The organism is Rhizobium sp. RU36D (assembly GCF_900176345.1).
Lineage (GTDB): Bacteria > Pseudomonadota > Alphaproteobacteria > Rhizobiales > Rhizobiaceae > Allorhizobium.
Genome location: NZ_FWXU01000006.1, coordinates 60,364 through 85,464, shown reverse-complemented (window position 1 = coordinate 85,464; position 25,101 = coordinate 60,364). Strand labels below are relative to the sequence as shown.

24 protein-coding genes are annotated in these 25,101 nt (G+C 61.6%); 11 read left to right on the top strand and 13 right to left on the bottom strand.

Going from position 1 to position 25,101, the window contains the following annotated elements; translation table 11 throughout:
- Positions 1–4 precede the first annotated feature (4 nt).
- The 3 genes from cysT to B9A97_RS09410 are packed head-to-tail and all read left to right on the top strand — an operon-like array spanning position 5 to position 2,765.
- On the top strand, positions 5–862 hold the full coding sequence (gene cysT / locus B9A97_RS09420) for a sulfate ABC transporter permease subunit CysT (RefSeq protein ID WP_084365075.1): 858 nt from the start codon (positions 5–7) through the stop codon (positions 860–862).
- Positions 855–1,724: a sulfate ABC transporter permease subunit CysW gene (gene cysW / locus B9A97_RS09415; protein ID WP_084365074.1), complete on the top strand. Its 870-nt coding sequence runs from the start codon at positions 855–857 to the stop codon at positions 1,722–1,724. Before cysT ends, cysW begins: the two co-directional genes overlap by 8 nt.
- A 12-nt stretch (positions 1,725–1,736) precedes the next feature.
- Positions 1,737–2,765 (top strand): sulfate/molybdate ABC transporter ATP-binding protein, encoded by a 1,029-nt coding sequence (locus B9A97_RS09410; RefSeq protein WP_084365073.1) that lies wholly within the window; start codon positions 1,737–1,739, stop codon positions 2,763–2,765.
- A gap of 79 nt (positions 2,766–2,844) precedes the next feature.
- On the opposite strand, the gene B9A97_RS09405 is transcribed toward B9A97_RS09410, so the two are convergent.
- From B9A97_RS09405 to B9A97_RS09385, 5 genes are all read right to left on the bottom strand, one after another.
- Positions 2,845–3,597 (bottom strand): 5-formyltetrahydrofolate cyclo-ligase, encoded by a 753-nt coding sequence (locus tag B9A97_RS09405; RefSeq protein ID WP_084365072.1) that lies wholly within the window; start codon positions 3,595–3,597, stop codon positions 2,845–2,847.
- Positions 3,598–3,610: 13 nt separating this feature from the next.
- A complete protein-coding gene (locus B9A97_RS09400; RefSeq protein ID WP_244564168.1) occupies positions 3,611–5,173 on the bottom strand; it encodes an ABC transporter permease in 1,563 nt (520 codons plus the stop codon).
- Positions 5,174–5,257: 84 nt separating this feature from the next.
- A complete protein-coding gene (locus B9A97_RS09395) occupies positions 5,258–6,028 on the bottom strand; it encodes an ABC transporter ATP-binding protein (RefSeq protein ID WP_084365070.1) in 771 nt (256 codons plus the stop codon).
- Complete coding sequence (locus tag B9A97_RS09390; RefSeq protein ID WP_084365069.1) at positions 6,028–7,002, bottom strand: ABC transporter substrate-binding protein; 975 nt, start codon at positions 7,000–7,002, stop codon at positions 6,028–6,030. The genes B9A97_RS09395 and B9A97_RS09390 overlap by 1 nt, the downstream gene beginning before the upstream one ends.
- 74 nt (positions 7,003–7,076) lie before the next feature.
- Positions 7,077–7,814 carry a 5-formyltetrahydrofolate cyclo-ligase gene (locus B9A97_RS09385; RefSeq protein ID WP_084365068.1) on the bottom strand — a complete coding sequence of 246 codons (738 nt, stop codon included), beginning with the start codon at positions 7,812–7,814 and terminating at the stop codon, positions 7,077–7,079.
- 104 nt (positions 7,815–7,918) lie between these two features.
- On the opposite strand from B9A97_RS09385, the gene B9A97_RS09380 reads away from it, so the two are divergent.
- Positions 7,919–8,767: a MurR/RpiR family transcriptional regulator gene (locus B9A97_RS09380; RefSeq protein WP_084365067.1), complete on the top strand. Its 849-nt coding sequence runs from the start codon at positions 7,919–7,921 to the stop codon at positions 8,765–8,767.
- A gap of 62 nt (positions 8,768–8,829) precedes the next feature.
- Here the strand turns inward: B9A97_RS09380 and secD are convergent, their stop codons facing one another.
- From secD to B9A97_RS09345, 7 genes are all read right to left on the bottom strand, one after another.
- Positions 8,830–11,349, bottom strand: a complete 2,520-nt coding sequence (gene secD / locus B9A97_RS09375; protein WP_084365066.1) for a protein translocase subunit SecD — start codon at positions 11,347–11,349, stop codon at positions 8,830–8,832.
- An 82-nt stretch (positions 11,350–11,431) separates the two neighbouring features.
- On the bottom strand, positions 11,432–11,857 hold the full coding sequence (locus tag B9A97_RS09370; protein ID WP_084365065.1) for a hypothetical protein: 426 nt from the start codon (positions 11,855–11,857) through the stop codon (positions 11,432–11,434).
- Between the two features lie 153 nt (positions 11,858–12,010).
- Positions 12,011–12,748, bottom strand: coding sequence for an ABC transporter ATP-binding protein (locus B9A97_RS09365; RefSeq protein WP_084365064.1), 738 nt, complete (start codon positions 12,746–12,748; stop codon positions 12,011–12,013).
- Positions 12,745–13,596, bottom strand: a complete 852-nt coding sequence (locus tag B9A97_RS09360; protein ID WP_084365063.1) for an ABC transporter ATP-binding protein — start codon at positions 13,594–13,596, stop codon at positions 12,745–12,747. The genes B9A97_RS09365 and B9A97_RS09360 overlap by 4 nt, the downstream gene beginning before the upstream one ends.
- Positions 13,583–14,488: an ABC transporter permease gene (locus B9A97_RS09355; protein WP_084365062.1), complete on the bottom strand. Its 906-nt coding sequence runs from the start codon at positions 14,486–14,488 to the stop codon at positions 13,583–13,585. The genes B9A97_RS09360 and B9A97_RS09355 overlap by 14 nt, the downstream gene beginning before the upstream one ends.
- Positions 14,485–15,513, bottom strand: coding sequence for an ABC transporter permease (locus tag B9A97_RS09350; protein ID WP_084365061.1), 1,029 nt, complete (start codon positions 15,511–15,513; stop codon positions 14,485–14,487). Before B9A97_RS09350 ends, B9A97_RS09355 begins: the two co-directional genes overlap by 4 nt.
- A gap of 18 nt (positions 15,514–15,531) precedes the next feature.
- On the bottom strand, positions 15,532–17,124 hold the full coding sequence (locus B9A97_RS09345; protein ID WP_084365060.1) for an ABC transporter substrate-binding protein: 1,593 nt from the start codon (positions 17,122–17,124) through the stop codon (positions 15,532–15,534).
- Positions 17,125–17,260: 136 nt separating this feature from the next.
- On the opposite strand from B9A97_RS09345, the gene B9A97_RS09340 reads away from it, so the two are divergent.
- From B9A97_RS09340 to B9A97_RS09325, 4 genes are all read left to right on the top strand, one after another.
- Positions 17,261–17,959 (top strand): FadR/GntR family transcriptional regulator, encoded by a 699-nt coding sequence (locus tag B9A97_RS09340; protein WP_084365059.1) that lies wholly within the window; start codon positions 17,261–17,263, stop codon positions 17,957–17,959.
- A gap of 73 nt (positions 17,960–18,032) precedes the next feature.
- Positions 18,033–19,004 (top strand): mannonate dehydratase, encoded by a 972-nt coding sequence (locus tag B9A97_RS09335; RefSeq protein ID WP_084365058.1) that lies wholly within the window; start codon positions 18,033–18,035, stop codon positions 19,002–19,004.
- Between the two features lie 36 nt (positions 19,005–19,040).
- Complete coding sequence (kdgD, locus tag B9A97_RS09330; protein WP_084365057.1) at positions 19,041–19,967, top strand: 5-dehydro-4-deoxyglucarate dehydratase; 927 nt, start codon at positions 19,041–19,043, stop codon at positions 19,965–19,967.
- A 22-nt stretch (positions 19,968–19,989) separates the two neighbouring features.
- Positions 19,990–21,159, top strand: a complete 1,170-nt coding sequence (locus B9A97_RS09325) for a lactonase family protein (protein WP_244564167.1) — start codon at positions 19,990–19,992, stop codon at positions 21,157–21,159.
- Between the two features lie 146 nt (positions 21,160–21,305).
- Here the strand turns inward: B9A97_RS09325 and B9A97_RS09320 are convergent, their stop codons facing one another.
- Positions 21,306–22,046, bottom strand: coding sequence for an aspartate/glutamate racemase family protein (locus tag B9A97_RS09320; RefSeq protein WP_084365056.1), 741 nt, complete (start codon positions 22,044–22,046; stop codon positions 21,306–21,308).
- A gap of 283 nt (positions 22,047–22,329) precedes the next feature.
- Here B9A97_RS09320 and B9A97_RS09315 point away from each other — a divergent pair, with 283 nt between their 5' ends.
- The 3 genes from B9A97_RS09315 to B9A97_RS09305 all read left to right on the top strand — a co-directional run bounded on the left by B9A97_RS09315 (position 22,330) and on the right by B9A97_RS09305 (position 25,100).
- Entirely contained in the window at positions 22,330–22,791 is a 462-nt protein-coding gene (locus B9A97_RS09315; RefSeq protein ID WP_084365055.1) for an Lrp/AsnC family transcriptional regulator, read from the top strand.
- A 201-nt stretch (positions 22,792–22,992) separates the two neighbouring features.
- The gene (locus B9A97_RS09310; protein WP_143530387.1) at positions 22,993–24,159 is read left to right on the top strand and encodes an ABC transporter substrate-binding protein; all 1,167 of its coding nucleotides are present in this window, start codon (positions 22,993–22,995) and stop codon (positions 24,157–24,159) included.
- A gap of 80 nt (positions 24,160–24,239) precedes the next feature.
- The gene (locus B9A97_RS09305) at positions 24,240–25,100 is read left to right on the top strand and encodes a branched-chain amino acid ABC transporter permease (protein WP_084365054.1); all 861 of its coding nucleotides are present in this window, start codon (positions 24,240–24,242) and stop codon (positions 25,098–25,100) included.
- The last annotated feature ends 1 nt before the right edge of the window (position 25,101 follow it).

The window sequence follows — 25,101 nt, the reverse complement described above, 5'->3', positions numbered from 1 at the left end:
CTGAATGATAACATCCGCCATTCCATCCGGAAGGCGATTGAAGCAGCCGAGCATCATCCCAGGCTTTGGGTTGACGCTCGGCTTCTCGATCGTCTACCTATCGCTTATCATCCTGATCCCGATTGCGGGCCTGATATGGCGCGCCAGTTCGCTCACCTGGATTGAGTTCATCAACATTCTGCTGGATGAGCGCACCCTCGCGGCCCTGAGGATCAGTTTCGGCACAGCTCTGATTGCAGCTTGCATCAATGCCGTTTTCGGCGTTCTGATCTGCTGGGTGCTGGTCCGGTATGAATTCCCCGGTCGCAGGATCATCGATGCCATGGTGGATCTGCCCTTTGCCCTGCCGACGGCGGTCGCAGGCATTGCGTTGACGGCGCTTTATGCGCCGCAGGGATGGATCGGCTCCTGGTTCACCCCCCTCGGTATCCGCATTGCCTACTCACCGATCGGGATCGTCATCGCGCTGATCTTCATCGGTCTGCCCTTCGTGGTGCGCACGGTGCAGCCGGTGATGGAAGAAATCGATCGGGAGGTCGAGGAGGCTGCCGCGACCCTCGGCGCCAACCGGTTCCAGACCGTCTTTCGGGTCCTGCTGCCAAGCCTGACGCCTGCGGTGCTGACAGGCTTTGCGCTCGCCTTTGCCCGCGGGGTGGGGGAATATGGTTCGGTCGTATTCATCGCCGGCAACATTCCCTATGTGTCTGAAATCGCGCCACTGCTGATCGTCATCAGGCTGGAAGAGTTCAACTATGCAGGCGCAACCGCGATCGCGACGATCATGCTGGTCATCTCCTTTGCGATGCTGCTGGTCATCAATCTGATCCAGGCCTGGAGCCGACGGAGGTACGGCCTTGTCTGATCATTCCCTCGCCAAGTCGCGGTTCCGCAATCCCGCCGACGAAACTCGGCTGACGAAGCTGCTGCTCACTGCAATAGCCTTCTTGTTCTTGGTCTTTTTCCTGTTCCTGCCGCTCGTGGCCGTCTTTATCGAGGCGTTCCGCGAGGGCGCCTCAGCCTATTGGGACGCCCTAGCGGAACCGGATGCGCTGGCAGCGATCCGGCTGACGCTGACGGTTGCGGCAATTGCCGTTCCCTTGAACCTTGTCTTCGGCATTGCCGCCGCCTGGGCCATCGCCAAGTTCGAATTCAAGGGCAAGGCTTTCCTGATCACCCTGATCGACCTGCCGTTTTCGATCTCGCCGGTCATTTCCGGCCTCGTCTATGTGCTTCTCTTCGGCAGCCAGAGCGTGCTCGGCCCCTGGCTGAAAAGCTATGGGATCGAGATCCTGTTTGCGGTTCCGGGTATCGTGCTCGCCACCATCTTCGTGACCTTTCCCTTCGTCGCCCGGGAGCTGATTCCGCTGATGCAGGACCAGGGCACCGGCGACGAGGAGGCAGCCCTGTCTCTCGGCGCATCGGGCTGGCAGACCTTTCGGTATGTCACGCTGCCCAATATCAAGTGGGGCCTGCTCTATGGCGTCCTGCTCTGCAATGCCCGTGCCATGGGTGAATTCGGCGCCGTTTCGGTGGTGTCGGGCCATATCCGCGGGCTGACGAACACGATGCCGCTCCACGTGGAGATCCTCTACAACGAGTACAACATGCTGGCCGCCTTTGCCGTGGCCTCGCTGCTGGCGGCCCTTGCCCTGGTCACGCTCGTTCTCAAGACTATTCTGGAAATGCGGTTCGGTGCGGGCAGCGCCGGCGGCCGCCGTCACTGAAAGGCCAACTCCATGGATGTTTCGATTACCAATGTTCGCAAGGAGTTCGGCCGTTTTCCCGCTTTGGACAACGTGTCGCTCGATATCCGCTCCGGCGAACTGATCGCCCTCTTGGGCCCCTCCGGCTCGGGCAAAACGACGCTGTTGCGGCTGATTGCCGGGCTGGACGAGCCGAGCGACGGGCAGATCTTCTTCGGAGACGAAGATGCCTCTCATAAGAGCGTGCAGGACCGCAATATCGGCTTCGTGTTCCAGCACTATGCTTTGTTCCGCCATATGACGGTTGCCGAGAATATCGGCTTCGGATTGAAGGTTCGGCCTGCCGCCACGAGACCGCCGAAGCATGAGATAAACCGCCGTGTCAGCGAACTGCTTGAAATGGTGCAGCTATCGGGGCTCGAAAAGAGATATCCGAATCAGCTTTCCGGCGGTCAGCGGCAGCGCGTCGCACTGGCACGCGCCATGGCCATCGAGCCCAAGGTCCTGCTCCTGGACGAACCGTTCGGCGCATTGGACGCCAAGGTGCGCAAGGAACTGCGCCGCTGGCTGAGGGAGTTCCACGACCGCACCGGTCACACCACCGTCTTCGTGACCCACGACCAGGAAGAGGCGCTGGAACTGGCCGACCGCGTGGTCATCATGAGCCAGGGCCGCATTGAGCAGGTGGGTTCGGCCGATGATGTCTATGACCGACCCGGTACGCCCTTCGTGCACCGATTCATCGGCGAGGCCTCCGAACTGCAGGTAGTGGTGAAGAACGGCGACATGTGGCTCGACGACCGCCCGATCGGTCTGAAATCGGACAAGGACGGAAACGGCTCCCTGTTCTTCCGACCCCATGACCTGGACCTGGTCAGCGATAGCGAAGGCGGTATTGCCGGCGTCATCGTCGGCAGCCGTCGTCTTGCCGGTGTTCGCAGGACCGAGCTTGAACTGGCCGGCGGTCACCACCGCGTGGAAATCGACCTGCCGCTCGAACATCCCGCAACCATTGGGACCGCCCTCTCGTTCAAGCCTCGCCACTGGGCGCTGTTTGCTTAGTTCTGTATAATGAGAACCTGATCCCGGATGCGCCGGCGCGGCACATCCGGGAGCAGACACATTGATCACGCCGCCATTCCTACAGCCCCATGGCCTTGAGTTCCTGCAGCGGCGGAATGGTGTCGTACATGTGCTGATCCAGCCGATCCCAGATGATGCCGCAGGTCGGCTTATGCGGATCCTTGACGGAAATGGTCCGGGTCGGGGTGAAAATCACATCGACAACGGTGTCGTAAACGTCGGGCGTCAGAGTCTCGCTCAGCACCTGGCAGTCATGCACAACGGCCGCGCAGGGCGTCTGCGTGGAAATGCGCTGCAACTGGTAGAGCATGCCCCATTCCGCATCGAAGAAGCCGTGGCCCTTGCCGAAGCGAACGCCTTCGTGATTGATCGCCCCCGTGCCCGTGACCATGTAATCGACGGCTGGCATGCCGGCGATATCGTTCAAATCCACGGGCCGCCCCACGCGCTCCATGCCATCCAGCGTCGAAGCGTAGAGATAAAGCTCCGGCGAGATGGTCTTGGGATCCAGCACCCAGAACCCGCGCTTGATCGAATAGGTGGTCATCAGCACGGTCTTGCCATCCTTGAGCGCCTGTAGCCGCAGGCGGTCCAGGCAATTGTCCGGCGTGATGAAGATGAATTGAGCGTCGCGGTAGAAGGCATGCGCGGTCAGCCGGGCAACGGCATCTTCCCCGCCCTCGAAATCGGCGATGAACTCGCCGAAATCATAGTGGAAGCGGCTGTCTGGCACCGCCACCTTGCGCAATTCGCTCCAGACGCGCTCGCGTACGGAAGCCTTGTGATCGGCGATCGAGTGATCAGTGGACATGGCAACTCCTTTGCTATTCGGTGGGCCGCAAGCCGCGCTTTGCCAGCACGAGCCGCTCGATGAAGACGACGGATTGATAGAAGGCGACGGAAACCAGCACCGAGACGAGCGCGATCGACCAGATCATCCCGTAGTCGAGATAGCCTCGTGACTGGTTGAGCAGATTGCCGAGCCCGGTGCCGGTTGCCAGCCATTCCGCGATCATGACGCCGAGCAAGGCACGCGGCGCGGCAAGCTTGATGGCGGCAAACAGATAGGGCAGCGAGGCGGGGATCGAGACGAGCCGCAACTGCGTCATCGGGCCAGCACCATAGGCGCGCACCACGTCCAGCCCGCTGCGCGAGACCAGCGCCAGCCCCTGCGCCAGCGTCACGAAGGCTGGAAAGAACGTGACCGAGACCGTGATCCAGATAATGACCTGGGGACCTCGCCCCAGCATCAACACCAGAAGCGGGGTCAGCGCCACCAGCGGCATAGTCTGGGTGACCACCGCAATCGGCATGAAGCCGCGGATGAAGGCGGGACGCAGAACGGAAAGCAGCGCCAGCGCAAAAGCAAATGCCAGGCCCGCCGCCATGCCGAACAGCGTCATCGGCAGCGTCTGCGCCAGCGCCGCCAGGAGCTTTCCCTGCGCCGCAGCGGCAGAAGGTGCCATGAACAGATAGTCGAACACGCCGGCGGGCGTCTTGGCAATCATGGACGGCGTGCCCATGGCCTTCAGGACCACCCACCAGCAGACAAACGGCAGAGCCACGGATCCGATGAGGACCAGGATGCGCGAGAGGCCGGAGGGTAGATCAGGCGCCGGCGGCGGGCTTGTCGCCATGCTGATGGCACGGCTGGCGCCCAGCAACCGATTGGAAATCCAGGAAAACAGGCCATAGGCCGCAAGCGCCAGGGCTGTGGCCGCAAGCCCGATGCCCCAAAGCCGCTCAGGCTCGGCACGCCCAAGCGAGCCGATCAGGTAGGCGCCGAGGCCGAAGCGGCCACCGCCACCGAATTCCGCGAGGATGGAGCCCAGCACGGCATTGGGCGCTGCGACGCGAAGGCCTGATAGAATCGGCGGCACCGCCGACCGCATCTGAACCAGCCGAAGCACGGTCCAGCGATTTCCCCCACAGGCTTGGACGACATCGATCATCCGCCGGTCGGTCTGGGAAATTCCGATGACCGTGGCCGTCATGGTCACGAAGTAGCAGCCGATTGCCGCCAGAAGCACGCGCGGCGTCATGCCGGAAAAAGTGAGCACCAGGATGGGCGAGATGGCAATCGGCGGCAAGGCGAAGATCGCAACGTTCAGCCCACGGAAAAGCCGAGCGGCAATCGGAAACAGCGCAAACAGCGTTCCCGCGATGATGGCCATCAGGTTTCCGATCAGGAAGCCGGTGCCCGCGCCCTGAAGTGTTGCCAGGATATGATCGGGATAATCGGCCCGGTCCCGCCAGAACCGCGCCAGCACCAGGCTCGGCGCCGGCAGGGCGCCATCGGCAATCAGTCTCAGCCGGCCGCAGATCTCCCAGACGGCCAGGGCGATGAACCAGTTGCGCAGGGTCGCAAGGCGGATGCTGCCGTTCACGGGTTCGGCCTCGCTGACAGCCCCGCCCATTGTTGCAGCGGCAAGCAATCAAACCAAGCGGTCACATTGTTGCCGATGCGGGTCTCAGTGCCCATCGAGCGCCTCCGCCACGGCATCCTCAAGGGCGTGGAATTCCGGACTGGTGAAGATGTCAGGCTTTCGCGGTCGCGGCAGGTCAACATCGATGATCCGGGAGATGCGCCCAGGCCGGCTCTGCATGACCACGACCCGATCCGCCAGGAACACGGCCTCGTCGATGCCATGCGTCACCAGCAGCGTGGTCGCCCGGCTGGCGATCCAGATGCGCTGCAGCTCGATATTCATCTGCCGGCGCAGGATCTGATCGAGCGCGCCGAAGGGTTCGTCGAGGAAGAGAACTTGCGGATTGGTCACCAGCGAGCGGGCAATCGCCACGCGCTGCCGCATGCCGCCGGAGAGTTCGCCGGGCAAGGCCTTCTCGAAACCGGAGAGCCCAACCAGCTTGATCAACTCGGCGATCTTGCCGCCCGCTTCACCGCGAGATCGGCCCAGCACGTCAAGCGGCAGGGCAATATTGTCCTCCACCGTCCGCCAGGGCATTAGGGCCGCATCCTGGAAGGCGACGCCGGTTATCCCGGCCTTGGCCGCATCACCGGGGGTCATGCCGGAAATCGACACGACCCCCGAATCCGCGGTATCGAGCCCGAGCGCCAGCCGCAGCATGGTGGACTTGCCACAGCCGGACGGACCGATCAGCGCCGTAAACGATCCGGCCGGGCAGTCCAGCGAGACCTGTTGCAGTGCCTGAACCGTCGCGCCGCGCCCCTTGAAGACGCGCGACACGCTATCGAGCTTGATGCCGGAGACCGAACCCATCAGATTTCCTGGAGAACCGTGGTGTCGAAATGCTCCCGCTTGGCCGCGATGCCGACCGAAGCCAGGGCTTCGATATTGGCGGCGATTGCGGCTTCGCTCATCGAGAAGATTCCATCCGTAGTCTCGATCAGCGGTTTTTGGGCGGTGTTGAAATAGACCTCGTTTTCGATGGAGCGGCCCGTCCCCTTGAACCAGGTGTCGGCGAGCTTCGGCGGATAGGCGGCCGGATCCTTGAAATTGTCGACCCAGCCCTTGCGGCTCGCCCTGAGGAAGGAGACGATTTCCTTGCGCTTGGTCTTGAGAGCCTCTTCGGTCACGACGACGGTGTCGTTGAAGATCGTGAAGCCAAAGTCATAGAGCAGGAACGAAACCGCCTCCTCGCCGCCGGACTGCTTGATCGTGTAGGGCACGTTGGTGGTGAAATCGAGCGAGGCATCGATCTCACCCTTGATCAGCGGCGTCGGATCATAGGCATAGGGCACGATGTTGACCTTCGACCGGTCGACCCCGGAGATCTTCAGCATGGCCTCGACCGAGATCACATTGACCGGCGGCACCGCGAGCGTCTTGCCGATCAGGTCCTTCGGCTCCTTGATCGGGTTCTTCGCCAGGGAAACAATGCCGATCGGATTCTTCTGGTACTGGGCGCCGATGATCTTGAAGGGAGCGCCCTGCTCCACGATTGCCTTGATCGTGGTGTCCGGTGTGGTCAAGGTCAGGTCGGCCTTGCCGGCGACAATGGTGCTTTCGGGGATGACGTCGGGACCGCCGGAAAGATAGGTCAGATCCAGACCCTCTTCCGTGTAGTAGCCTTTGTCGGCGGCCAGGAAATAGCCCATGAATTCGGCATCGTTGATCCAGGATGCCTGGAAGTTGAACGGGGTCGCCGCGCTGGCCCGGCCTGAGATCAGGGGCAGGCTGGCAGCCGCCCCCATGAGGCCCAGAAATTTGCGTCTGTGAAGGGTAAGGTTCATCGGTCGCTGTTCCCTATTGTTGGTTTTGCTGGTCTTGGTCTTGGGTTGGAAGTTCAAGGCGCTGTCACCGCCCCTCAGAGAAGGCCTCGCATGCGTGCAAGTTCTTTCAGGGGTGGCGTTTCTGATATTTCCCGCTCGCTCATCAGGTCCCAGCGGATCCCCCGGGGTCTCCGGCCGGTCCGTTCGACCCGGTGCAGGCATTGTGGCGTCGCGATATAGTTCACCTGGATATCGGTGGCGCTCGGGCTGAGCTGGTCGTCAACCACCTGAACGTCATGGACCACGGCAGCCACCGGCGTCGCCTCGTCAACCAGGCCGAGATCGGTGAACATGCCCCATTCCATGTCGAAATAGGTGTGGCCCTTGCCGAAGCGGATGCCATCCAGCGTGACCGCCGATGCACCGGTTGCCAGGAAATCGAAACGGCCGATTCGGGTGAGTTCCGCCAGGTCGACCGGTCTTGCGAAATGCTCCATGCCATCCAGCCACGCGGCAAAAACCGCGGCCTTCGGCGGCACTATGCCGGGCGCAAGATAGAGAAAACCTCGCTGCATGTTGTAGGTGGACATGACGAGCGGCTTGCCCTCGACAATCAGTCGACGACGCAGTTCGGTCATCGAATTGTCGGGCGTGACGAATACCAGCTTGCTGTCTCGATAGGCCGGCAATTGCGTCAGCCGATCGGTGGCCGCTTCCACCCCCTCGAAGTCCGGAATGAATTCGCTGAAACGCAGGTGAAACCGCGTGTCCGGCCGGGCCACCTCTTTCAGGCGATCCCAGATGCGCTGCCGGATGATACGCGATTGTGACAACTGCCGCCCCTTCGTTTCAACGTTTCATAACTGTGAAACAGCAGTTTCATTATTGCAAGAGGGCTGCTAATCTTTTTTATGCTGAACCGGAAACGGGAGGGAAAATGGCATCGCGTCTCGTGTTGCGCATCCAGGAACGCTATGCCCGGCTGACAGCCGGGGAGCAGAAGCTTGCCCAGCTGATCCTCGACCGCCAGGACGACATCCTCACCCATTCGGCGACGGAAATCGCGGAAATGGCCGGTGTTTCCAAGGCGACGGCAGCGCGGTTCTTCCAGCATCTTGGTTACGCCGATTTCAACGAGGTCAAGCTTCAGGCCCGCGAGGAGCGGAACCGGACCGAACCCTACGAATATTCCCTGGCGAAATCGGAACAGGTGGCGCTGGGACGCACCATCGGCGCGCATCTCGAACTCGAATTGCGCAACCTCACCAAAACATTTGAGGAGATGCGCTCCGACAAGGTGCGCGAGGCGGCCGAGCTTCTGGCCGCCGCTCCCCGGGTCTGGGTGCTGGGGCTCGGCACGGAAGAGGGCGTCGCGCGATACACGCGCCTGATGTTCTCACGGCTGCGGCATAGCGTGATGATCCTGGGCATCAACCAGGGTTCCTGGGCCGAGGATCTGGCCATGACCGGGCCGAAGGACGTGTTGCTGCTGGTGACGCTTCCGCCCCATCAGCCCATTCTGAAGCCGATACTGAGCTATGCCGCCACCAGCCGGCTGTCGGTGATCACGGTGACGGATCGGACCTCCATGCTGGAGGCACAACGCTATTCCCGTGTCGTGCTACCCTGCCACGTTGCGAGCTTCGCGCTTGGAGCCTCTCATACCACGGTCATGAGCGCGATCCGCCTGCTGGCGCTGACGTTCGCCGCGCAGGTGGGCAAATCGGCCGAGCAGCGGGCGGAGATCATCGCAGGGATCCACGAGGAACTCGGCGATATCGAGTGACCGCACGTCTGACCACGCCGCTTTGCAACGGCGTGGTTCTTGTCTTCAAGGATCTTATCGCATCACTGCGCGGGCAGCACCTCAGCCGCCTGTTCCTCGCGACTCTTCTGCCGCCTCGTACGCCAATCGCCAAGGAACAGCAGGATCGGAGCGGCGATGAACACCGACGAGGACGCCGCGATGATGATGCCGAACACCATGGGAACAGCAAAGCTCTCCACTGCGCTGCCGCCCCAGATCGCCATCGGCACCATCGCCAGAAGCGCCGTCGCCGATGTGTAGAGGCTTCGCGCCAAGGTCTCGTTGATCGAGAGGTTGATCAGGTCGCGGAACGGCATCGCCTTGTAGAGCCGCATGTTCTCGCGCATGCGGTCGTAAACGACGACCTTGTCGTTGACCGAATATCCGACCAGGGTCAGCAAGGCGGCAATGGCCGTCAGGTTGAAGTCGAGGCCGGTCAGGGCAAAGAAGCCGATTGTCTTCGTCACGTCGAGAACCAGGGTCGCGATTGCTCCCACCGCAAACGGCCAGTCGAACCGCACCCAGATATAGACCAGCATGGCAAGCGACGCGAGCACGACGGACATGAAGCCGGCCTGCGCCAGTTCCCCGCTCACCTTCGGTCCGACCACTTCGGTCTTTTCGATCTTGGCGGAAGCATCAATAGTCTGGATGGTCTCCCGCACCTTGGTCACGGCAGCCGTCTGGGCCTCTTCGCCGCCTGGCTGACGCTCAAGACGCAGCATGACGTGGTTGGAATCGCCAAACTCCTGCAAGGCGACCTCGCCCAGCCCCAGCGTTTCCAGACCCGAACGCAATCCGCCGAGATCCGCCGGGCCTTGCGTCACGACTTCAAGCTGGATGCCGCCCTTGAAATCGACGCCGTAATTCAGGCCGGGGGTGATGAACAACACAATGGACGAGATCGACAGCACGGCGGAGACGCCGATGCCGAACAGCCGCGCCTTCATGAAGTCGATTTTCGTGCCGTCCTTGATCAGCTTGAACGGCAACAACGGCCTGATGTTGATGCTCTTCAGCCGGTAGCGTCCGGCAATCGCGACCATCGCGACCCGAACGACGGAAACGGCCGTGAACATGGAGATCGCAATGCCGAGACCCATGGTGACGGCAAAGCCGCGGACGGGACCCGAGCCGAAGTAGAACAGAAGCACGGTTGCGATCAGCGCCGTCACGTTGCTATCGATGATGGTCGAATAGGCCTTGTTGAAACCCTGGTCGATGGCGGCGAAGGCACCCCGACCCTTGCCGACCTCTTCCCGGATACGTTCATTGATCAGGACGTTCGCATCCACCGCCAAGCCGATGCCGAGCACGATGCCGGCGATGCCGGGAAGCGTCAGCGTCGCCCCGAGAAGGGTGAGGCCGGCAAAGGTGAGGATCACGTTGAGCGTCAGTGCCAGTACCGCGAGCAGGCCCCAGGTGCCGTAGAGCGCCAGGATGAAGGCCACCACAAGGCCAAAGCCTGCAAGACCCGAGACGATGCCCATCTCAATGGCGTCTCCACCGAGATCGGCGCCGACGGTCCGCTCCTCGATTACAGTGAGCTTTGCCGGTAGCGCCCCTGCCCGCAGCAGCGCGGCCAGCGTATTGGCCTGCTCGACGCTGAACGAGCCGGAAATCTGTCCGGAGCCACCCGTAATCGGTTCACGGATGACAGGCGCGCTCAGCACCTTGTCATCAAGCACGATGGCAAACGGCCGGCCGACATTCTGCTGCGTCACCTGGGCAAAGCGGCTGGCGCCGGCCTGGTCGAAGCGGAAGGACACCACCGGCTGGTTGTTTTGCGGGTCAAAGGCCACGCGCGCATCGGTCAGCCGGTCCCCCGACAAGAGCACCTGTGCCTGCACCGGATAGCGCTGCCCCTCCTCGTCTTCCATGACGCGCACGCCCGGCTCGCCTTCCTGGCCAAGCAGGTGGAAGCTCATCTTGGCGGTGGAACCCAGAAGCGCGCGCAGATTGGACGGATCCTGCTCGCCCGGAAGCTGAACCAGCACCCGGTCCGTGCCGACACGCTGGATGGTGGGTTCGGCAACGCCGACCTGGTCGACACGCTGGCGGATGACCTCCAGGCTCTGGTCGACGGCATTGCTCATGCGCGCGGCAATACCGCTCTCGTTGGGCGCCATCCGCAGGGTGTTGCCGCCTGAGGTGGTGATGTCGAGTTCCTGCCGACCGGCGCCAAGCCCGGTGCTGATCGGGCTGTTCAGCTTCGCCATGGCCTCGCGCGCGGTATCGAGAGCCGCGCCATCGGCCAGCACGATCACCACGGCTTTTCCGTCACGGCGAACAGATTTTGTATCAACCTGCGCCTCGCGCAGGCCGGTACGCGCCTCCTGCACCAGGCTTTGCAGCCATTCGTCTTCGAGGGATTGCTGATCGACCTCAAGCACGAGGTGAGAGCCACCGCGCAGGTCGAGACCGAGCGACACTCTTTGATGGGGCAACCAGCTTGGCAGCTTGGAAAGAGCGCCATCCGGCAAAATGTTTGGCAGGGCTATCAGCAGCCCCAGGAGGATCACGAACAGGTAGCTCGCGATCTTGAACGGAGAGTTTTTCATCAAAGGATTCCAGCAATCGGCACGCGCGGAGAAAAACCACGGCGCCATTCATCGGAGCCATCAGGGATGGCCGGCAGAGATATCAGATGCTGAAAAGTGGCGGCGCGCGCGACCGGTAGGCCAGGGCCGGGTATTGGACCCATACGAACGATGGCGCCTGTTGCCGAACCTGTCCGTGCCGGCACAAGACAAGAGCAAAATCATCAGGCAGCAGACAGTCGTCCAGCGGCGGCTGGGGCCGCGCCTTGTGCCGGTTGGACTGATCGGACGCCATGAGCATCCGACTGTCGGTCTGCGCCGACGCGTGAATCTTGCCGCTTTCAGGGCCTGCAATGGAAGATGGGTTCGCGGCGGCCAAACCGATATCGCGGCCAATAGTGCCGCCAACAAGCGACAATATGGAGACGAAGACAGTCAAAACGAAGGCATCGACCCATCGGGCGTACCATGTGCACTGACCTTGTCTCGACCGGATTTGTTTCATCGCCAACCTTTCGGCGACACGCATCGCATGTTTTTGACCGTTAGGCCATACTTGCACACGACAATTGTGTCATGGCACCGGCCACCGGATCGCCTTTGTGATCAACGCCCTATCGCCGATGGCACCGCTGCAGGAGCCGGCATGGCCGCCTCAGGCACGCTGACCCTTCCGGGATATCTACATAACCGTCGCCTCGAACAATTCCCTGGCATAGGCGTGATGGGTTATGCCCTGCCGCAGGTCTTCCTTTGTCAGCTCGTCCACGAACACGCCATCCTTCATGACCAGAACGCGATCGCACATATGGGCAATCACCGCCAGGTCATGACTGACAAGCACCAGTGTCAGGTTTCGCTCTTCGCGCTGGTCGGCCAGCAGGTTCAGCACCTCCGCCTGGATGGAGACATCGAGCGCGGATGTCGGCTCGTCGAGCAACAGGATAGGTGGCGCAAGGATCAGCGCACGGGCAATCGCCACGCGCTGGCGCTGCCCGCCGGAAAGCTCATGCGGGAAACGATGGGCGAATTCCAGCGGCAGGCCCACCTGCCTCAGCGCCTGCAGCACACGGGCTTGGTCGTCGCCCAGACCCATGGCGCGCAGCGGTTCGGCAAGCGCCGTGCCGATGCGGTGGCGCGGGTGCAGGGAGCCATAGGGGTCCTGGAACACCATCTGCGCCAGTTTCAACTCCTCGCGGCTGCGCTGCCGGCCGACCTCCCTGCCGTCAAACGAGATGCGGCCGGTCCAGCCGCGTTCCAGCCCGGCCAGCGATCGCAACAGCGTGGACTTGCCGCAGCCGGATTCGCCGACGATGCCAAGCGTTTCACCTCGCCGCACCTCAAGATCGACGTCGCGAACGACAGTATGCATGGCGGCATCCCTGCCGAAGGTGACGCGCAGCTTTTCAACCTTGATCATCGTGTCACCTCCGCCGCCGCGTCGAGAGCAGCCCGATCCATGACGGCAAGACGGCGGACCGGGTGGCGGGGATCAGGCATGGCTGCGATCAGCGCCCGCGTATAAGGGTGCTGCGCCGCTTCAAGGCTCACTAGTTCCTCGACAGCCTTGCCGCGATACATGACGATGATGCGCTGGCAGAATGCCGCGACCATGCGGATATCGTGGCTGATCAGGATCAGGCCGGAACTGTTTTCCCGGACCAATTCATCGAGCAACACGAGGACGTCCTTGCGCACGCTGACATCGAGCGCCGAGGTCGGCTCGTCGGCGATCACCAGCTTCGGCTTGGCAATCAGCATCATGGCGATCATCACGCGCTGACCCATGCCGCCGGAAATCTGGTGCGGATACTGGGCCATCACCCGGTCGGGATCAGCGATGCGCACCCTCGTCAGCATGGCGCGGGCGGCATCCAGGGCGGCTTTGCCACCAAGCCCGAGATGCAGCATCGCCGATTCGGCAATCTGCTTGCCGATCGTCAGCACGGGATTGAGCGAATAGCGCGGGTCCTGCATGATCAGGGCCATATCCTTGCCCCGCAGCGCATCCATCTGGCGGCCGGTCTTTGCCAGCATGTCCTGCCCGAGGAAATCCAGCCTGTCGGCCGTGACGACGGCCTTGGGCGGCAGGAGCCGCATGACGGCGCGGCCGGTCGTCGACTTGCCGGAACCGGATTCGCCGACGATGCCGACACGTTCGCGTCCCACGTCGAAGCTCACGCCGGAGACAGCGGCAATCGCATTGCGTCCAAAGCGGACATCGAGATTGCGGACGGAGAGAATCGGGGAAGTGTCACGATCTTGCATGTCGCGGATCCAGGATGTCGCGGAGCGTATCTCCAACGATATTGAAGGCGAGGCTGGTGAGCAGGATGGCGATGCCGGGCATGACCGCAACCCACCAGTAATCGAGCATGAACTTGCGGCCGCTGGAGATCATCGCGCCCCATTCGGGCGCCGGCGGCTGGGCGCCAAGCCCGAGGAAGCCGAGGGAGGCCGCGGTCAGGATGATACCAGCCATGTTCAGCGTCAGCCGCACGATGACGGAGGGAATGCACATCGGCGCGATATAGAAGAACAGGATGCGCATCGGGCTTGCGCCATAGAGCTGCGCCGCCGCCACATAATCGGCATTGCGCACCACAAGCGCCTCGGCACGCGCCAGCCGTGCAATCGGCGGCCAGGCGGTGAGCGAAATGGCGATGATCGCAGTCGACAGGCTGGCGCCGAGCGCTGCGGCAAAGGCCAGAGCCAGGATCAGCGAGGGGAAGGACAGCACGATATCCGTGGCCCGCATCAGGATCGCGTCGATGCGTCCGCCGAAAAAGCCGGCCACGACACCGATCGCAAGCCCGATAGGTCCGACGATGATCGACACGGAGAAGATCGTCTGGATGGTGATGCGCGAGCCATGGATGAGGCGGCTGAAGATGTCGCGGCCGAACTCGTCCGTCCCAGCAAGATGCGTCCAGCTCGGTGGCTGCAGCGCATTGGAAAGCGTCTGGGCCGCCGGATCGAAAGGCGCGATCAGCGGCGCGAAAAGCGCGACCACCAGCAGGATGCCGATGATGATGAAGCCGACGAGGCCGAGCGGCTCTTCAGCCAGCTTGGCAAGCGTCCGGCGCAGCGAGAGCCAGAAACGCGTGGCGAGCGGCGGAGCAACGAGCGTCGCTGCGTCTGACGGAAGGACATTGTTCATCGGGTGGCCTCCCGGGTGCGCGGATCAAGCAGGGCATAGGCGATATCCGCAATGAAATTGAGCAGCATGAAGACGAAGCCGACAACGATCGTGGCCGCCAGCACGGCATTCATGTCGCCGATCATCAGCGCGTTTGTCATGTATTGGCCGATCCCCGGCCAGGAAAACACGATCTCTGTCACCACCGCACCCTCCAGCAGGTTGCCGTAAGAAATGGCGAGCACCGTGATGAGCTGCACGGCGATATTGGGCAGGACATGATGGATGACGGTGCGGGCCGGCCCCGCGCCTTTGGCCCGCGCGGCGATCACATAGTCCTGGCTCAATTGCTCCAGCGTGAAGCTGCGAGTCATGCGGGTGATATAGGCCATGGCCATGTAGGCCAGGATGCTCGCCGGCAGGATGATGTGGGACAGCGCATTCCAGAAGATATCGGTCTCGCCCGCAATGAGGCTGTCGATCAGCAACATGCCGGTCACGGGATCGACCATGCCCTCGTAGAAGACATCGATGCGGCCCGGGCCACCGACCCAGTCCAGCATGGCATAGAAGACCACCAGTCCGACGATGCCAAACCAGAAGACCGGAATGGAATGGCCGACCAGCGCCACCACGCGGGCGAACTTGTCGATGAAGCTGTCGCGGAACAGGGCGGCTGCAAGTCCCAGCGGCACGCCGACGAAGGTGGATATGATGACGGCCAGCGTCGCCAGTTCGAAGGTGGCCGGAAAGGCCTGCCACATGTCCTGGACGACGGAATTGCCGGTCAGGATCGCCTGACCGAAATCGCCCTGCAGCAGGCCTTTCAGATAGATGAAGAACTGCTCGTAAAGCGGCAGGTCGAGACCCAGCTTCTCCCGCATCGCCTTGTAGGCGGCGGGGTCAGCCAGCTCGCCGACGATCGCGCCGACCGGATCGGTCGGCAGGACACGGCCGATAAGGAACGTGACGCATAGCAGGATGAACAAACTGACGAACAGCTGCAAGACGCGTCTTGCCAGTTCGCCTGCGGAAAGTTCCTTCATGACCGTGTCCGGATACCGTTAATCTGCAGTCTTGGTGACGCCTTCAAGGCGCGTCACCTGGTTGGGGTGACCAAGATAGCCCTCGACATTGGCGTTGAGAACGATCGGCTCGAACCGTTCGAACAGTGGCAGCACCGCAGGCTTGAGCGAGACGAACATCTCCTGCATTTGCTTGAACATCTCACCGCGCTTGGCCGGATCCCGCTCCAGCGAGGCCTTGGCCGTCAATTGCGTCAGCTCGGGAATGTCCCAGGCCGAACGCCATACGAAGTTTCCGGCATTGTTGGCTTCCTTCGAATTGTCGGGATTGGAGGCGAACTGCTCCATGGAACCGAGGACATTCGGCATGTAGGAGCCGGTCTGCGGCATCAGCAGGTCGAAATTGCGGGCGCGGTGATCGGCGATGATATCGGAACCATTGCCCTGCTGGATTTCGACCTTGATGCCGATCTGGCCGAGCGAGGCCTGGATGGCGGTCGCGAGGTCGATGCGCGGCGTCTGGGCGATGGTCTTGAGCGTCAGCGAGAAACCATCGGCAAACCCGGCCTCGGCCAGCAAGGCTTTCGCCTTTGCCGCATCGAACTGCCAATCGGGATTAGGAATGGCGTAGTCGAAATTCTCCGGCACCGGTACATTGCGCACACGTCCATAGGGCCCCATGATCGTCTGCTCGATGCCCTTGTAGTCGATGCCGTAGGCGATCGCCTCGCGCACCTTGGGGCTGGCGAGATATTGGTTGCCGGCATTCATGGCCAGCACATAGAAACCGCCTGTTGGCACGCGCTGGACCTCGAACTTCTGGTTCCCCTCGAACACCTTGAGATCAGCGGCCGACAGCGCGCTGGCGATGTCGATATCGCCGCGCTCCAGCATCAGCCGCTGCACCTGGCTTTCCGGCACGTGGCGCAGGATCACGCGGCGCATGGTCGGCGCACCCGAGACATAGTCGCCATTCGCCTCCAGGATCACCATTTCATTGGGCGTCCAGCGATTGAGCGAGAAGGGGCCGGAGCCGGCGGAATTGGTGCGCAGCCAGCCATTGCCGAAATCGTCGGCGGTCACATGCTTCTTCACCTCGACGCTATCCACGACGCTGGCGACAACCATAGCCAGGCGATAGAGCAGCAGTTCGCCGGTCGTCTGGTCGGAGAGCTCGATTCTTACCGTCTTGGGATCGACCGCCTTGACCAGGGTGTCGACATTCTCAGCGGTATAGCCGATGCGCTTGAAATTGGCCGCCGCGGCCTGATCGAGCTTCAGCAGGCGAGCGAGCGAATAGACGACGTCATCGGCCGTCACGGGATTGCCGGAGGCGAACTTCGCCTCGCGCAGATGGAAGGTGATGCCTTTTTCGTCCTCCTCCCAACGTTCCGCCAGATGCGGCTGCAGCTTGCCGGAATTGTCTGTCATGACGAGCCGGTCATAGAGATTGGACATGATCTCCAGCGCCTTGGCTTCCGTCGCCTGCTGTGGATCAAGCGACAGGACCTGGGCCAGCGAGGTTCCAATAACGAGCTGGTCCTTGGGCGTGGCCGCCACCGCCTGCAAGGCACCAAAGGCGAGAAAGCTCGCGGCGACGCCGGCGAGCAAAGTTTTCGAAAAATGCTTCATTGTAACTCCTCCCTGGTCTATCATAGGAAACGTATTATGTCGTCCGTATGTCGTATTATGAATTATCGAAATCCGGGGACCTTGGCAAGTGCATTTAAAGGCGCGCGAAAAAAGCGAGCGAGTGAATGAGGGGAAGATGACAAGGGGCAGACAAAGACTGGCGCAACAGGTGATCGACGAACTGCGCCACCAGATCGAATCAGGCAAGCTGAAGGAAGGCGACCAACTGCCGACCGAGCCGCAACTGGAGGCGAGCTTTGGCGTGAGCCGCACTGTAGTGCGCGAGGCGATTGCCGATCTGCGCGCCGCCGGCTTCGTGCGGCCCGTGCAGGGCAAGGGTGTTTTCGTCAGCGATCCCAGCGCAACGCAGCGACTGGCGTTGACCCCCGTTGAAATCAAAAGCATACCGGAAACCCTTGAATTACTTGAGTTTCGTCTGGCGACGGAAAGCGAGGCAGCCGCCATTGCCGCCTATCGCCGCACGGCAGAGCAGGAAGCGGCGATCTCCGCGGCCAACCGCAAGATGGCGCAGATGATCGAAGCGGGCAAACCGACGGTGGAGGCGGATTTCGAATTCCACATGGCCATTGCCGCCGCCACCAACAACCGGTTCTACCTAGATGTAATGCGCCAGTTCGGCTCGCGCGCCATACCGCGCAGCCAGTTTCCCACCCTGCCAGACGCCACCGACAAGACCTATTTGCTGGGCGTCCATACCGAGCATGGCGATATCCTCGCCGCCATTGCCGACCAGAACCCGGAGGCCGCGCGCCAGGCCATGCGAAAGCATATCTTGGGCAGCCAGCGCCGATACCGGCAACTCGCAGAACAATAAAGCTCTCGACACCCTCCAAAATTCATATTATGTCATATGATATAGATGAGTTTGGAAGGGTGAGGAGCCTATCGTGTATCTGGGAACGCAAGTCGCTGCCCGCGACGATGACGACTACAGGGTGTTCGCGCAGCTTGGCGTGAAGAATATCTCGGCGGACCCGCCAGGTCCGCCTGCCAGCTGGACGCTTGATGACCTGGAGCGGCATCGCGATCACGTCGAGAGTTTCGGCCTGGTGCTGGACATGATCCAGCTGCCGCTTCCCTCGCGGCCCGTCGAGCAGGCCTCCTACCCCGATATCCTGCTGGCAGGACCGGAACGTGACCGCCAGATCGATGCCGTCTGCCGGATGATCGAGAACTGCGCCCGCGCCGGCATCCCCGCCGCCAAGTATAATCTCAACCTGATTGGCATTCCCCGCACGGAGATGGAGCCCGGCCGCGGCGGCTCGCTCAACGAGGCCTTCCGCTGGGACAAGGCCGATCAGGGCGCCGCACCCGGTTTGGCCGGTGTATTGTCGGAAGACGAGAACTGGGAGCGGATCGATTACTTCCTGGAGCGTGTGGTGCCCGTGGCGGAAAGTGCCAAGGTCCGCCTCGCCTGCCACCCCCATGACCCCTATACGCCGCCAGGCTATCGTGGCGTCACCCGCGTATTGGGCACCGTCGAGGGCTTGAAGAAATTCGTGCTGATGCGCGAAAGCCCCTATCACGGGCTGAACTTCTGCCAGGGATCGGTCGGCGAAATGCTCGACAATCCGCGCGAAGAAATCGACGACATCATTCGCTGGTTCGGCAGCCGCAACAAGATCTTCAACCTGCATTTCCGCAATATCCGCGGCGGCAAGCTGTCCTTCATGGAAACCTTCCCTGAGGAAGGCGACATGGACATGGTGCGTTCGCTGAAGATCTACAAGGAAATCGGCTACAAATACATGGTCATGCCCGATCACGTGCCGACCATCAGCGGCCGTGATCCGACCGGCGTCGCCTTCGCCTTCTGCTACGGCTACATCGCCGCGCTCCTGCAGTCGCTCGACGCTTGATCCCTATTGCATTTCTCTACATTTCAGGATGACACGATGACTCCCGACGAACTCAAGGCCGCCCTTGGCAGCGGTTTGCTTTCCTTTCCGACGACCGCCTTCAAATCCGACTTGAGCTTCGACGAAGACGGCTACAGGGCCCATATCGACTGGCTGGATGGGTTCGGCGCCTCGGCCCTGTTTGCGCCCGGCGGCACGGGCGAGCTCTTCTCGCTGACACCGGCCGAGGCCGCAAGGGTGACCCGGGCGGCCAAGCAGAGTTCGCGCAACACCCCGATCCTCGGCGGAGCCGCCTATGGCACGGCGCTCGCCATCGAAATGGCCAAGGCCGCGAAAGAGGCGGGCGCCGACGGCATCCTGCTTCTGCCGCCCTATCTCATGTTCTGCGAGCAGGAAGGACTGGTCGCCCATGTCAAGGCGATCTGTAATGCCGTCAGCATCGGCGTGGTGGTCTATAACCGGGACAACATCGTGCTGAGCGCCGAAAGCCTGATGCGGCTCTGCGAGCAGTGCCCCAATCTGATCGGCTTCAAGGACGGCCATGGTGAAGTCGATCGCGTGATCGAGATCACCACGCGGCTTGGCGACCGCCTGACCTATATCGGCGGCATGCCGACCCACGAACTCTATGCCACGGCCTATTTCGCCGCTGGTGTTACGACCTATTCGTCAGCGGTCTTCAACTTCGTCCCGGAACTCGCCCAGACCTTCTACTCCGCGCTGAAGGCCGGCCGCAAGGATGTGACGGACCGCATCCTCAAGGAGTTTTTTTTCCCGCTCACCGAATTGCGCAACCGGCGCAAGGGCTATGCCGTGTCCATCATCAAGGCCGGTGTCAATGCCCGCGGCGGCTCGGCCGGGCCGGTGCGCCCGCCGCTGGTCAACCTGACGACCGATGAAACCGATCAGCTGAAGCGGCTGATCGACATTGCTACCGCGCTCTCCGGGAGGGAGAGCGCATAATCTGGGATGAGGAGAAACCAGCGTGAAGAAACTGATCGCAACGGTTGTCGCACCCCTTGCGGCAATGGCCATCGGCGGCACACCGTCCTTGGCCAAGGCGCGAACCTTCGTCTATGTCTCGGCGGCCGACGCTGCGACCATCAACGCCTATAGCATGGATGAGACAACCGGAGCGCTGTCACCGCTTGAGCCATTCAAGGCCGACGGCAAGGTCATGCCGATGACGGTCAGCCCGGACAAGGCGCATCTCTACGCCGTCATCCGCTCGCAGCCGTTTCGCGTTCTGTCCCTGGACATCGATCCGCAGACCGGCAGCCTGAAACAGTCCGCCGTCGCGGCGCTGCCGGACAGCATGCCCTATGTCTCGACCGATCCATCCGGGCGCCTGCTGTTCACCGCCTCCTATGGCGGCAACAAGATCGCCGTGCTGCCGATCGGCAAGGACGGCCTCGTCACCGAAGGTGCCCGACAGGTGCTGGCAACGGGGCGGAATGCCCACGCGATCGTTAGCGATCGTAGCGGCAAGTTCGTGTTCGCCACCAATCTTGGTTCCGATCTCGTCCTTCAATTCCGGCTGAACGGGGAAACCGGCCTGCTGGAAGCGAATGATCCAGCGGCGATCAACACAAAAGCAGGCTCCGGCCCGCGCCATCTCGTGCTGTCTCCAGACAACAGCTCGGTCTATGTCCTGACGGAACTCACCGGCGAAGTCATTCACTACCGGCTGGACCCGGAAAAGGGCACGCTGAGCGAAGTGGACGTCGTCGGCTCCGTTCAAGCAGCCGCCGGTCTGGAGCCAGGCGTGGCTCCTCCGCCTCCGCCCGCCTTCAATGCGACGACTGCGCCGGCCAAGCCCGCAGACAATGGCAAGCCGAAGATCTGGGCCGCCGACATCGCCATCACACCCGACGGCCGCTATCTCTACACCACGGAGCGGACCACAAGCCGGATCGCGCTGTTCAAAGTGGCCCAGGGCGATGGCAAGCTGACCTATGTTGCCAACTACGAGACGGAAAAGCAGCCAAGGGGTATCCGCATCGATCCCACGGGCCGATTTCTGATCGCCTCAGGCGAAAAATCGGACAAGCTCAGGGTCTATTCGATCGATTCCAATGACGGCACCCTGAAGCCGGTCGCCGAGGCACCCGTCGATGCCGGCGCAAACTGGATCGAAATCGTCACCCTGCCATAAACGACGACCGGAGTGACCCAGCATCGCAGCCGGTTCACTCCGGAAACGTCTCAGGCTTGCCGTCGCTTCTGAGACGGCAAGCCATTCGTATTCGCAAGCCGCGACAACCTCCAGCGCCAGCGTGGCAAGCGCCTCGTTTGGGAAGATCAGTGCATGGGCGACGCAAAGCCCGTTTCGCCCGAGACCGGCATGGCCGGTGCCAGCGACATCCTGACCGCCGCATCGGCATGCAGCAGCGTCGAATCAAAGGTCGGAATGTCGAAGTCAGCCGCGCTCACCAGCAGCCCGATTTCGGTGCAGCCCAGGATCACGCTATCGGCGCCAGCGGCCTTGCCCTTCGCAACCACGTCCTTGTAGCGCTGCTGCGAACTGCCCTTGACGATCCCACAGCACAATTCGCTGAAAATGATGTCGTGTACGTCCTGACGATCGGCGGCATCCGGCACGAGCACTTCGATCCCGAAGCTCGACTCGATATGCTTGCGATAAAAATCCTGCTCCATCGTGTAGCGCGTGGCGAGCAGCAAGGGCCGGCGGCAACCGGCACCGGCGACAGCCTCGCCCGTGACATCGGCAATGTGGACAAGCGGAATGCCCACCGCCGCCTGCACCTGCGGTGCCAGCAGATGCATGGTGTTGGTGCAGATCAGGATCATCTCGGCCCCGGCATTCTCCAGATCGATCGCAACCTTGCTCAGTTCCCGGGCCGCGTCATCCCAGGCCCCGGCCTTTTGATGGGCGACGATATCGTTGAAATTGACAGAACGCAGCACGATGTCGGCAGAATTCAATCCGCCAAGCGCGTCGCGGACCTGCTCATTCAGCCGCTTGTAATAGACAGCAGTGCTTTCCCAGCTCATGCCGCCGATCATTCCAATCCTCTTCATGTTCCAACCCCATCAGGCAATTTTTGACTGTCAAAACCATAGGGAACCAACGGAACAATCGCTGTGCTTTTTTCTACAGATATGCGCCAGATGTCGCATAATCATCCTGCACTATGGATTAATGCTAGGATGAATTTACAAAAATTGTCTAGTGAATAAAATATGGTTACGCCGGTCGGGGACATCTTCGACAACACACGGTCCTTCGATTCGCAGCGGTACCTTGCCCTCGACCAGCGCCCAGCCCGCCAATCAAAACCTGAAGAACCATTCCGGAGCATCCATGTTCGACCACATCGACCGAAAGATCATCGAAATCCTCCAGGTCAACGCGGAGAAATCCGTCGTTGAGATCGCCGAGGCCGTCGGCCTGTCGCATACGCCATGCTGGCGCCGCATCAAGCGCATGGAGGACATGGGGCTGATCCGCAGCCGAGTGGCCCTTGTCGATCGGCGCATGGCCAATGTGCCCATGACGATCTTCATCTCCGTCAAGGTGCCGCGCCACACCACTGCTTGGCTCGATACCTTCCGCAAGGAAATCCGAGACATTCCGGAGATCCTTGAGGCCTATCGCCTGACCGGGGATACCGATTACCTCCTGCGAACCGTGGTGCCCGATATCGATGTCTATGACCAGGTCTACAAGAACCTGATCAGCCGCGTGGAGTTCTCCGACTTGAGTTCATCGATTGCGATGGAAGAGATGAAGTTTACCACAGCGCTTCCCACGAAATACATGTGACTGGATATATTCAGGTCCTGCACGTCAACGTATGTGCACGGAGGCGCAACGGTCCTTCCTTCTACCCCCCAAAAGGCGCAGCTGAGAAAGTCAGTTGACATCGCAACTCGTTTGCTCATTATAGCGATCGAGTTGTGATATCAACTCGTGCAGGTGGTCCGGAGGAGCGGACCATGCGCAACAGTGGTTTGGGAGGATCACATGCCGAATTTGAAGAGCGCTGTCCTCGGTGCAGCGATGGCGATGCTGTGCGCCGGCGTCAGTTGGGCCGACACCATCAAGGTGGGTGTCATTGCCGAGTTTTCCGGTCCGTTTGCCATCTATGGCAAGCAATACAAGGAAGCGATCGAGGTCTATGTCGCCAAGCACGGCAACAAGGCCGGCGAACATACGATCGAGTTCATCTACAAGGATGTGGGCGGCGCCAATCCGGATCTGGCGAAGACCCTGGCGCAGGAACTGCTGATCCGCGAAGAGGTGGACTATCTCGCTGGATTCACCTTCACGCCCAACGCACTCGCCGTGGCACCCCTAATCGACCAGTCCGAAACCCCAACCGTGATTTTCAACGCCGCGACATCGGCGATCAACAAGGGATCGCGGTACTTCCTGCGGTCGAGCTACACGCTGTGGCAGGTTTCCGTGCCGCTGGCAGACTGGGCCTTTGACCAGGGCATAAAGACTGTCGTGACGGCCGTTTCAGACTATGGCCCCGGTATCGATGCCGAGAAGGCCTTCAAGTCGGCCTTTGAGAAGAAGGGCGGCACCGTTGTGGACACCATCCGCATGCCGGTCGCCACGACGGATTTCACCCCCTTCATCCAGCGTGTGCGCGGCCAGTCACCCAATGCGGTCTTTGCATTCCTGCCGGGCGGGCCGCCGACCTTCGGCTTCACCAAGACCTATAACGAAAATGGCCTCGCCGCGGCCGGCATCCGCTTTCTCGGGACGGCCGAAACCGAGGAATCCAATTTGCAGGCACTGGGCGATGCCGCGATCGGGCTGACCACGGCCTATCACTATTCCGGCGCCCATGAGTCCGACCTCAACCGCGAATTCACCAAGGCTCTCGCCGCGAAATTTCCCGGGGCGGTCGCCAACTGGGCCTCGGTCGGCGCCTATGACGGCACGCATCTGATCTACGAAATGGTGAAGGCCGCCGGCAGCGATGGTCCAAAAGCCCTGGAAGCGGTGCAGGGCCTGAAATGGGATAGCCCGCGCGGTCCGCTGGAGATGGATCCGGAAACCCACACGGTCAAGCAGAATGTCTATATCCGCGAGGTCGAGCGCGACAAGGAAACGGGCTTGCTCGTCAACCGCGAAAAAGGCGTGATCGCCACCGTCGGCGATCTCGGCTGGACCCAGTAAGCACCCACTTCGTCACGAGGCATGCCCCATCCGCGCAACGGCGCGGATGGACGGCTCCCCTCGCCTTCCCGGAGCAGACGATGTCCCTCATTCTCAACATCGCCATCGACGGCATCGCTTACGGCATGATCCTGTTCATGATCTCCGTCGGCCTGTCCGTCACCATGGGCCTGATGCGCGTGATCAACCTAGCCCATGGTGCCTTTGCCCTGATCGGCGGCGCGCTGGCCCATGTTCTCATTCTGAAGATCGGCCTTGGCTACCTCATGGCCGTGCCACTTGCCATCGCAGGCGTGATCACACTTGCCTTCGTCAGCGAGCGATTGCTGTTTCGCCGCATCTATGGCCTGGGCGAGTTGCAGCAGGTCCTGGCGACCATCGGCATCACCTTTATGGTCATAGCCATCGTCAACAAGCTGCTCGGGTCCAGTCTCCTCGCCATTCCGCTGCCGGCATTCCTGCAGCAATCGGTTGATCTTGGCTTCCGGGTTTTGCCGGCGCACCGGCTCATCGTCATAGCCATCGGCCTTGCCGTCATCGTCGGGCTCTATCTCATGCTGGAGCGCAGCCGGTTCGGCACGCGGCTCCGCGCCGCCGTCGACAATCGCAACATCGCCAGCGCGCTCGGCATCAACACAGACACCATCTATGCCGCCACCTTCTGCCTGGGTGCGGCATTGGCTGCCCTTGGCGGCATCCTGGGATCAGAGCTTCTGCCGGTCGATGCCTATTACCCGCTGCGCTACATGATGCTGTTCCTGATTGTCGTCGCAGTCGGCGGCCTGGGGTCGATCTCCGGCTCCTTTGCCGCCGCGATCGCGCTCGGCATCCTTGAGACCGCCTCGCGCTACCTGATCCCGGATTTTGGCACCATCATCTTCTTCGCCGCCGTGATGGCGCTTCTCGCCGTGCGCCCCGCCGGCCTGTTGGGAAAGGCGTGAC

Bases quoted from the DNA above. Each gene is read 5' to 3' on its own strand.
- cysT (WP_084365075.1), top strand. From the start codon at position 5: ATGATAACATCCGCCATTCCATCCGGAAGGCGATTGAAGCAGCCGAGC.
- B9A97_RS09410 (WP_084365073.1), top strand. From the start codon at position 1,737: ATGGATGTTTCGATTACCAATGTTCGCAAGGAGTTCGGCCGTTTTCCC.
- B9A97_RS09405 (WP_084365072.1), bottom strand. From the start codon at position 3,597: ATGTCCACTGATCACTCGATCGCCGATCACAAGGCTTCCGTACGCGAG.
- B9A97_RS09395 (WP_084365070.1), bottom strand. From the start codon at position 6,028: ATGGGTTCGGTCTCCGGCATCAAGCTCGATAGCGTGTCGCGCGTCTTC.
- B9A97_RS09390 (WP_084365069.1), bottom strand. From the start codon at position 7,002: ATGAACCTTACCCTTCACAGACGCAAATTTCTGGGCCTCATGGGGGCG.
- B9A97_RS09380 (WP_084365067.1), top strand. From the start codon at position 7,919: ATGGCATCGCGTCTCGTGTTGCGCATCCAGGAACGCTATGCCCGGCTG.
- secD (WP_084365066.1), bottom strand. From the start codon at position 11,349: ATGAAAAACTCTCCGTTCAAGATCGCGAGCTACCTGTTCGTGATCCTC.
- B9A97_RS09370 (WP_084365065.1), bottom strand. From the start codon at position 11,857: ATGCGTGTCGCCGAAAGGTTGGCGATGAAACAAATCCGGTCGAGACAA.
- B9A97_RS09365 (WP_084365064.1), bottom strand. From the start codon at position 12,748: ATGATCAAGGTTGAAAAGCTGCGCGTCACCTTCGGCAGGGATGCCGCC.
- B9A97_RS09360 (WP_084365063.1), bottom strand. From the start codon at position 13,596: ATGCAAGATCGTGACACTTCCCCGATTCTCTCCGTCCGCAATCTCGAT.
- B9A97_RS09355 (WP_084365062.1), bottom strand. From the start codon at position 14,488: ATGAACAATGTCCTTCCGTCAGACGCAGCGACGCTCGTTGCTCCGCCG.
- B9A97_RS09350 (WP_084365061.1), bottom strand. From the start codon at position 15,513: ATGAAGGAACTTTCCGCAGGCGAACTGGCAAGACGCGTCTTGCAGCTG.
- B9A97_RS09345 (WP_084365060.1), bottom strand. From the start codon at position 17,124: ATGAAGCATTTTTCGAAAACTTTGCTCGCCGGCGTCGCCGCGAGCTTT.
- B9A97_RS09340 (WP_084365059.1), top strand. From the start codon at position 17,261: ATGACAAGGGGCAGACAAAGACTGGCGCAACAGGTGATCGACGAACTG.
- kdgD (WP_084365057.1), top strand. From the start codon at position 19,041: ATGACTCCCGACGAACTCAAGGCCGCCCTTGGCAGCGGTTTGCTTTCC.
- B9A97_RS09320 (WP_084365056.1), bottom strand. From the start codon at position 22,046: ATGAAGAGGATTGGAATGATCGGCGGCATGAGCTGGGAAAGCACTGCT.
- B9A97_RS09315 (WP_084365055.1), top strand. From the start codon at position 22,330: ATGTTCGACCACATCGACCGAAAGATCATCGAAATCCTCCAGGTCAAC.
- B9A97_RS09310 (WP_143530387.1), top strand. From the start codon at position 22,993: ATGCCGAATTTGAAGAGCGCTGTCCTCGGTGCAGCGATGGCGATGCTG.
- B9A97_RS09305 (WP_084365054.1), top strand. From the start codon at position 24,240: ATGTCCCTCATTCTCAACATCGCCATCGACGGCATCGCTTACGGCATG.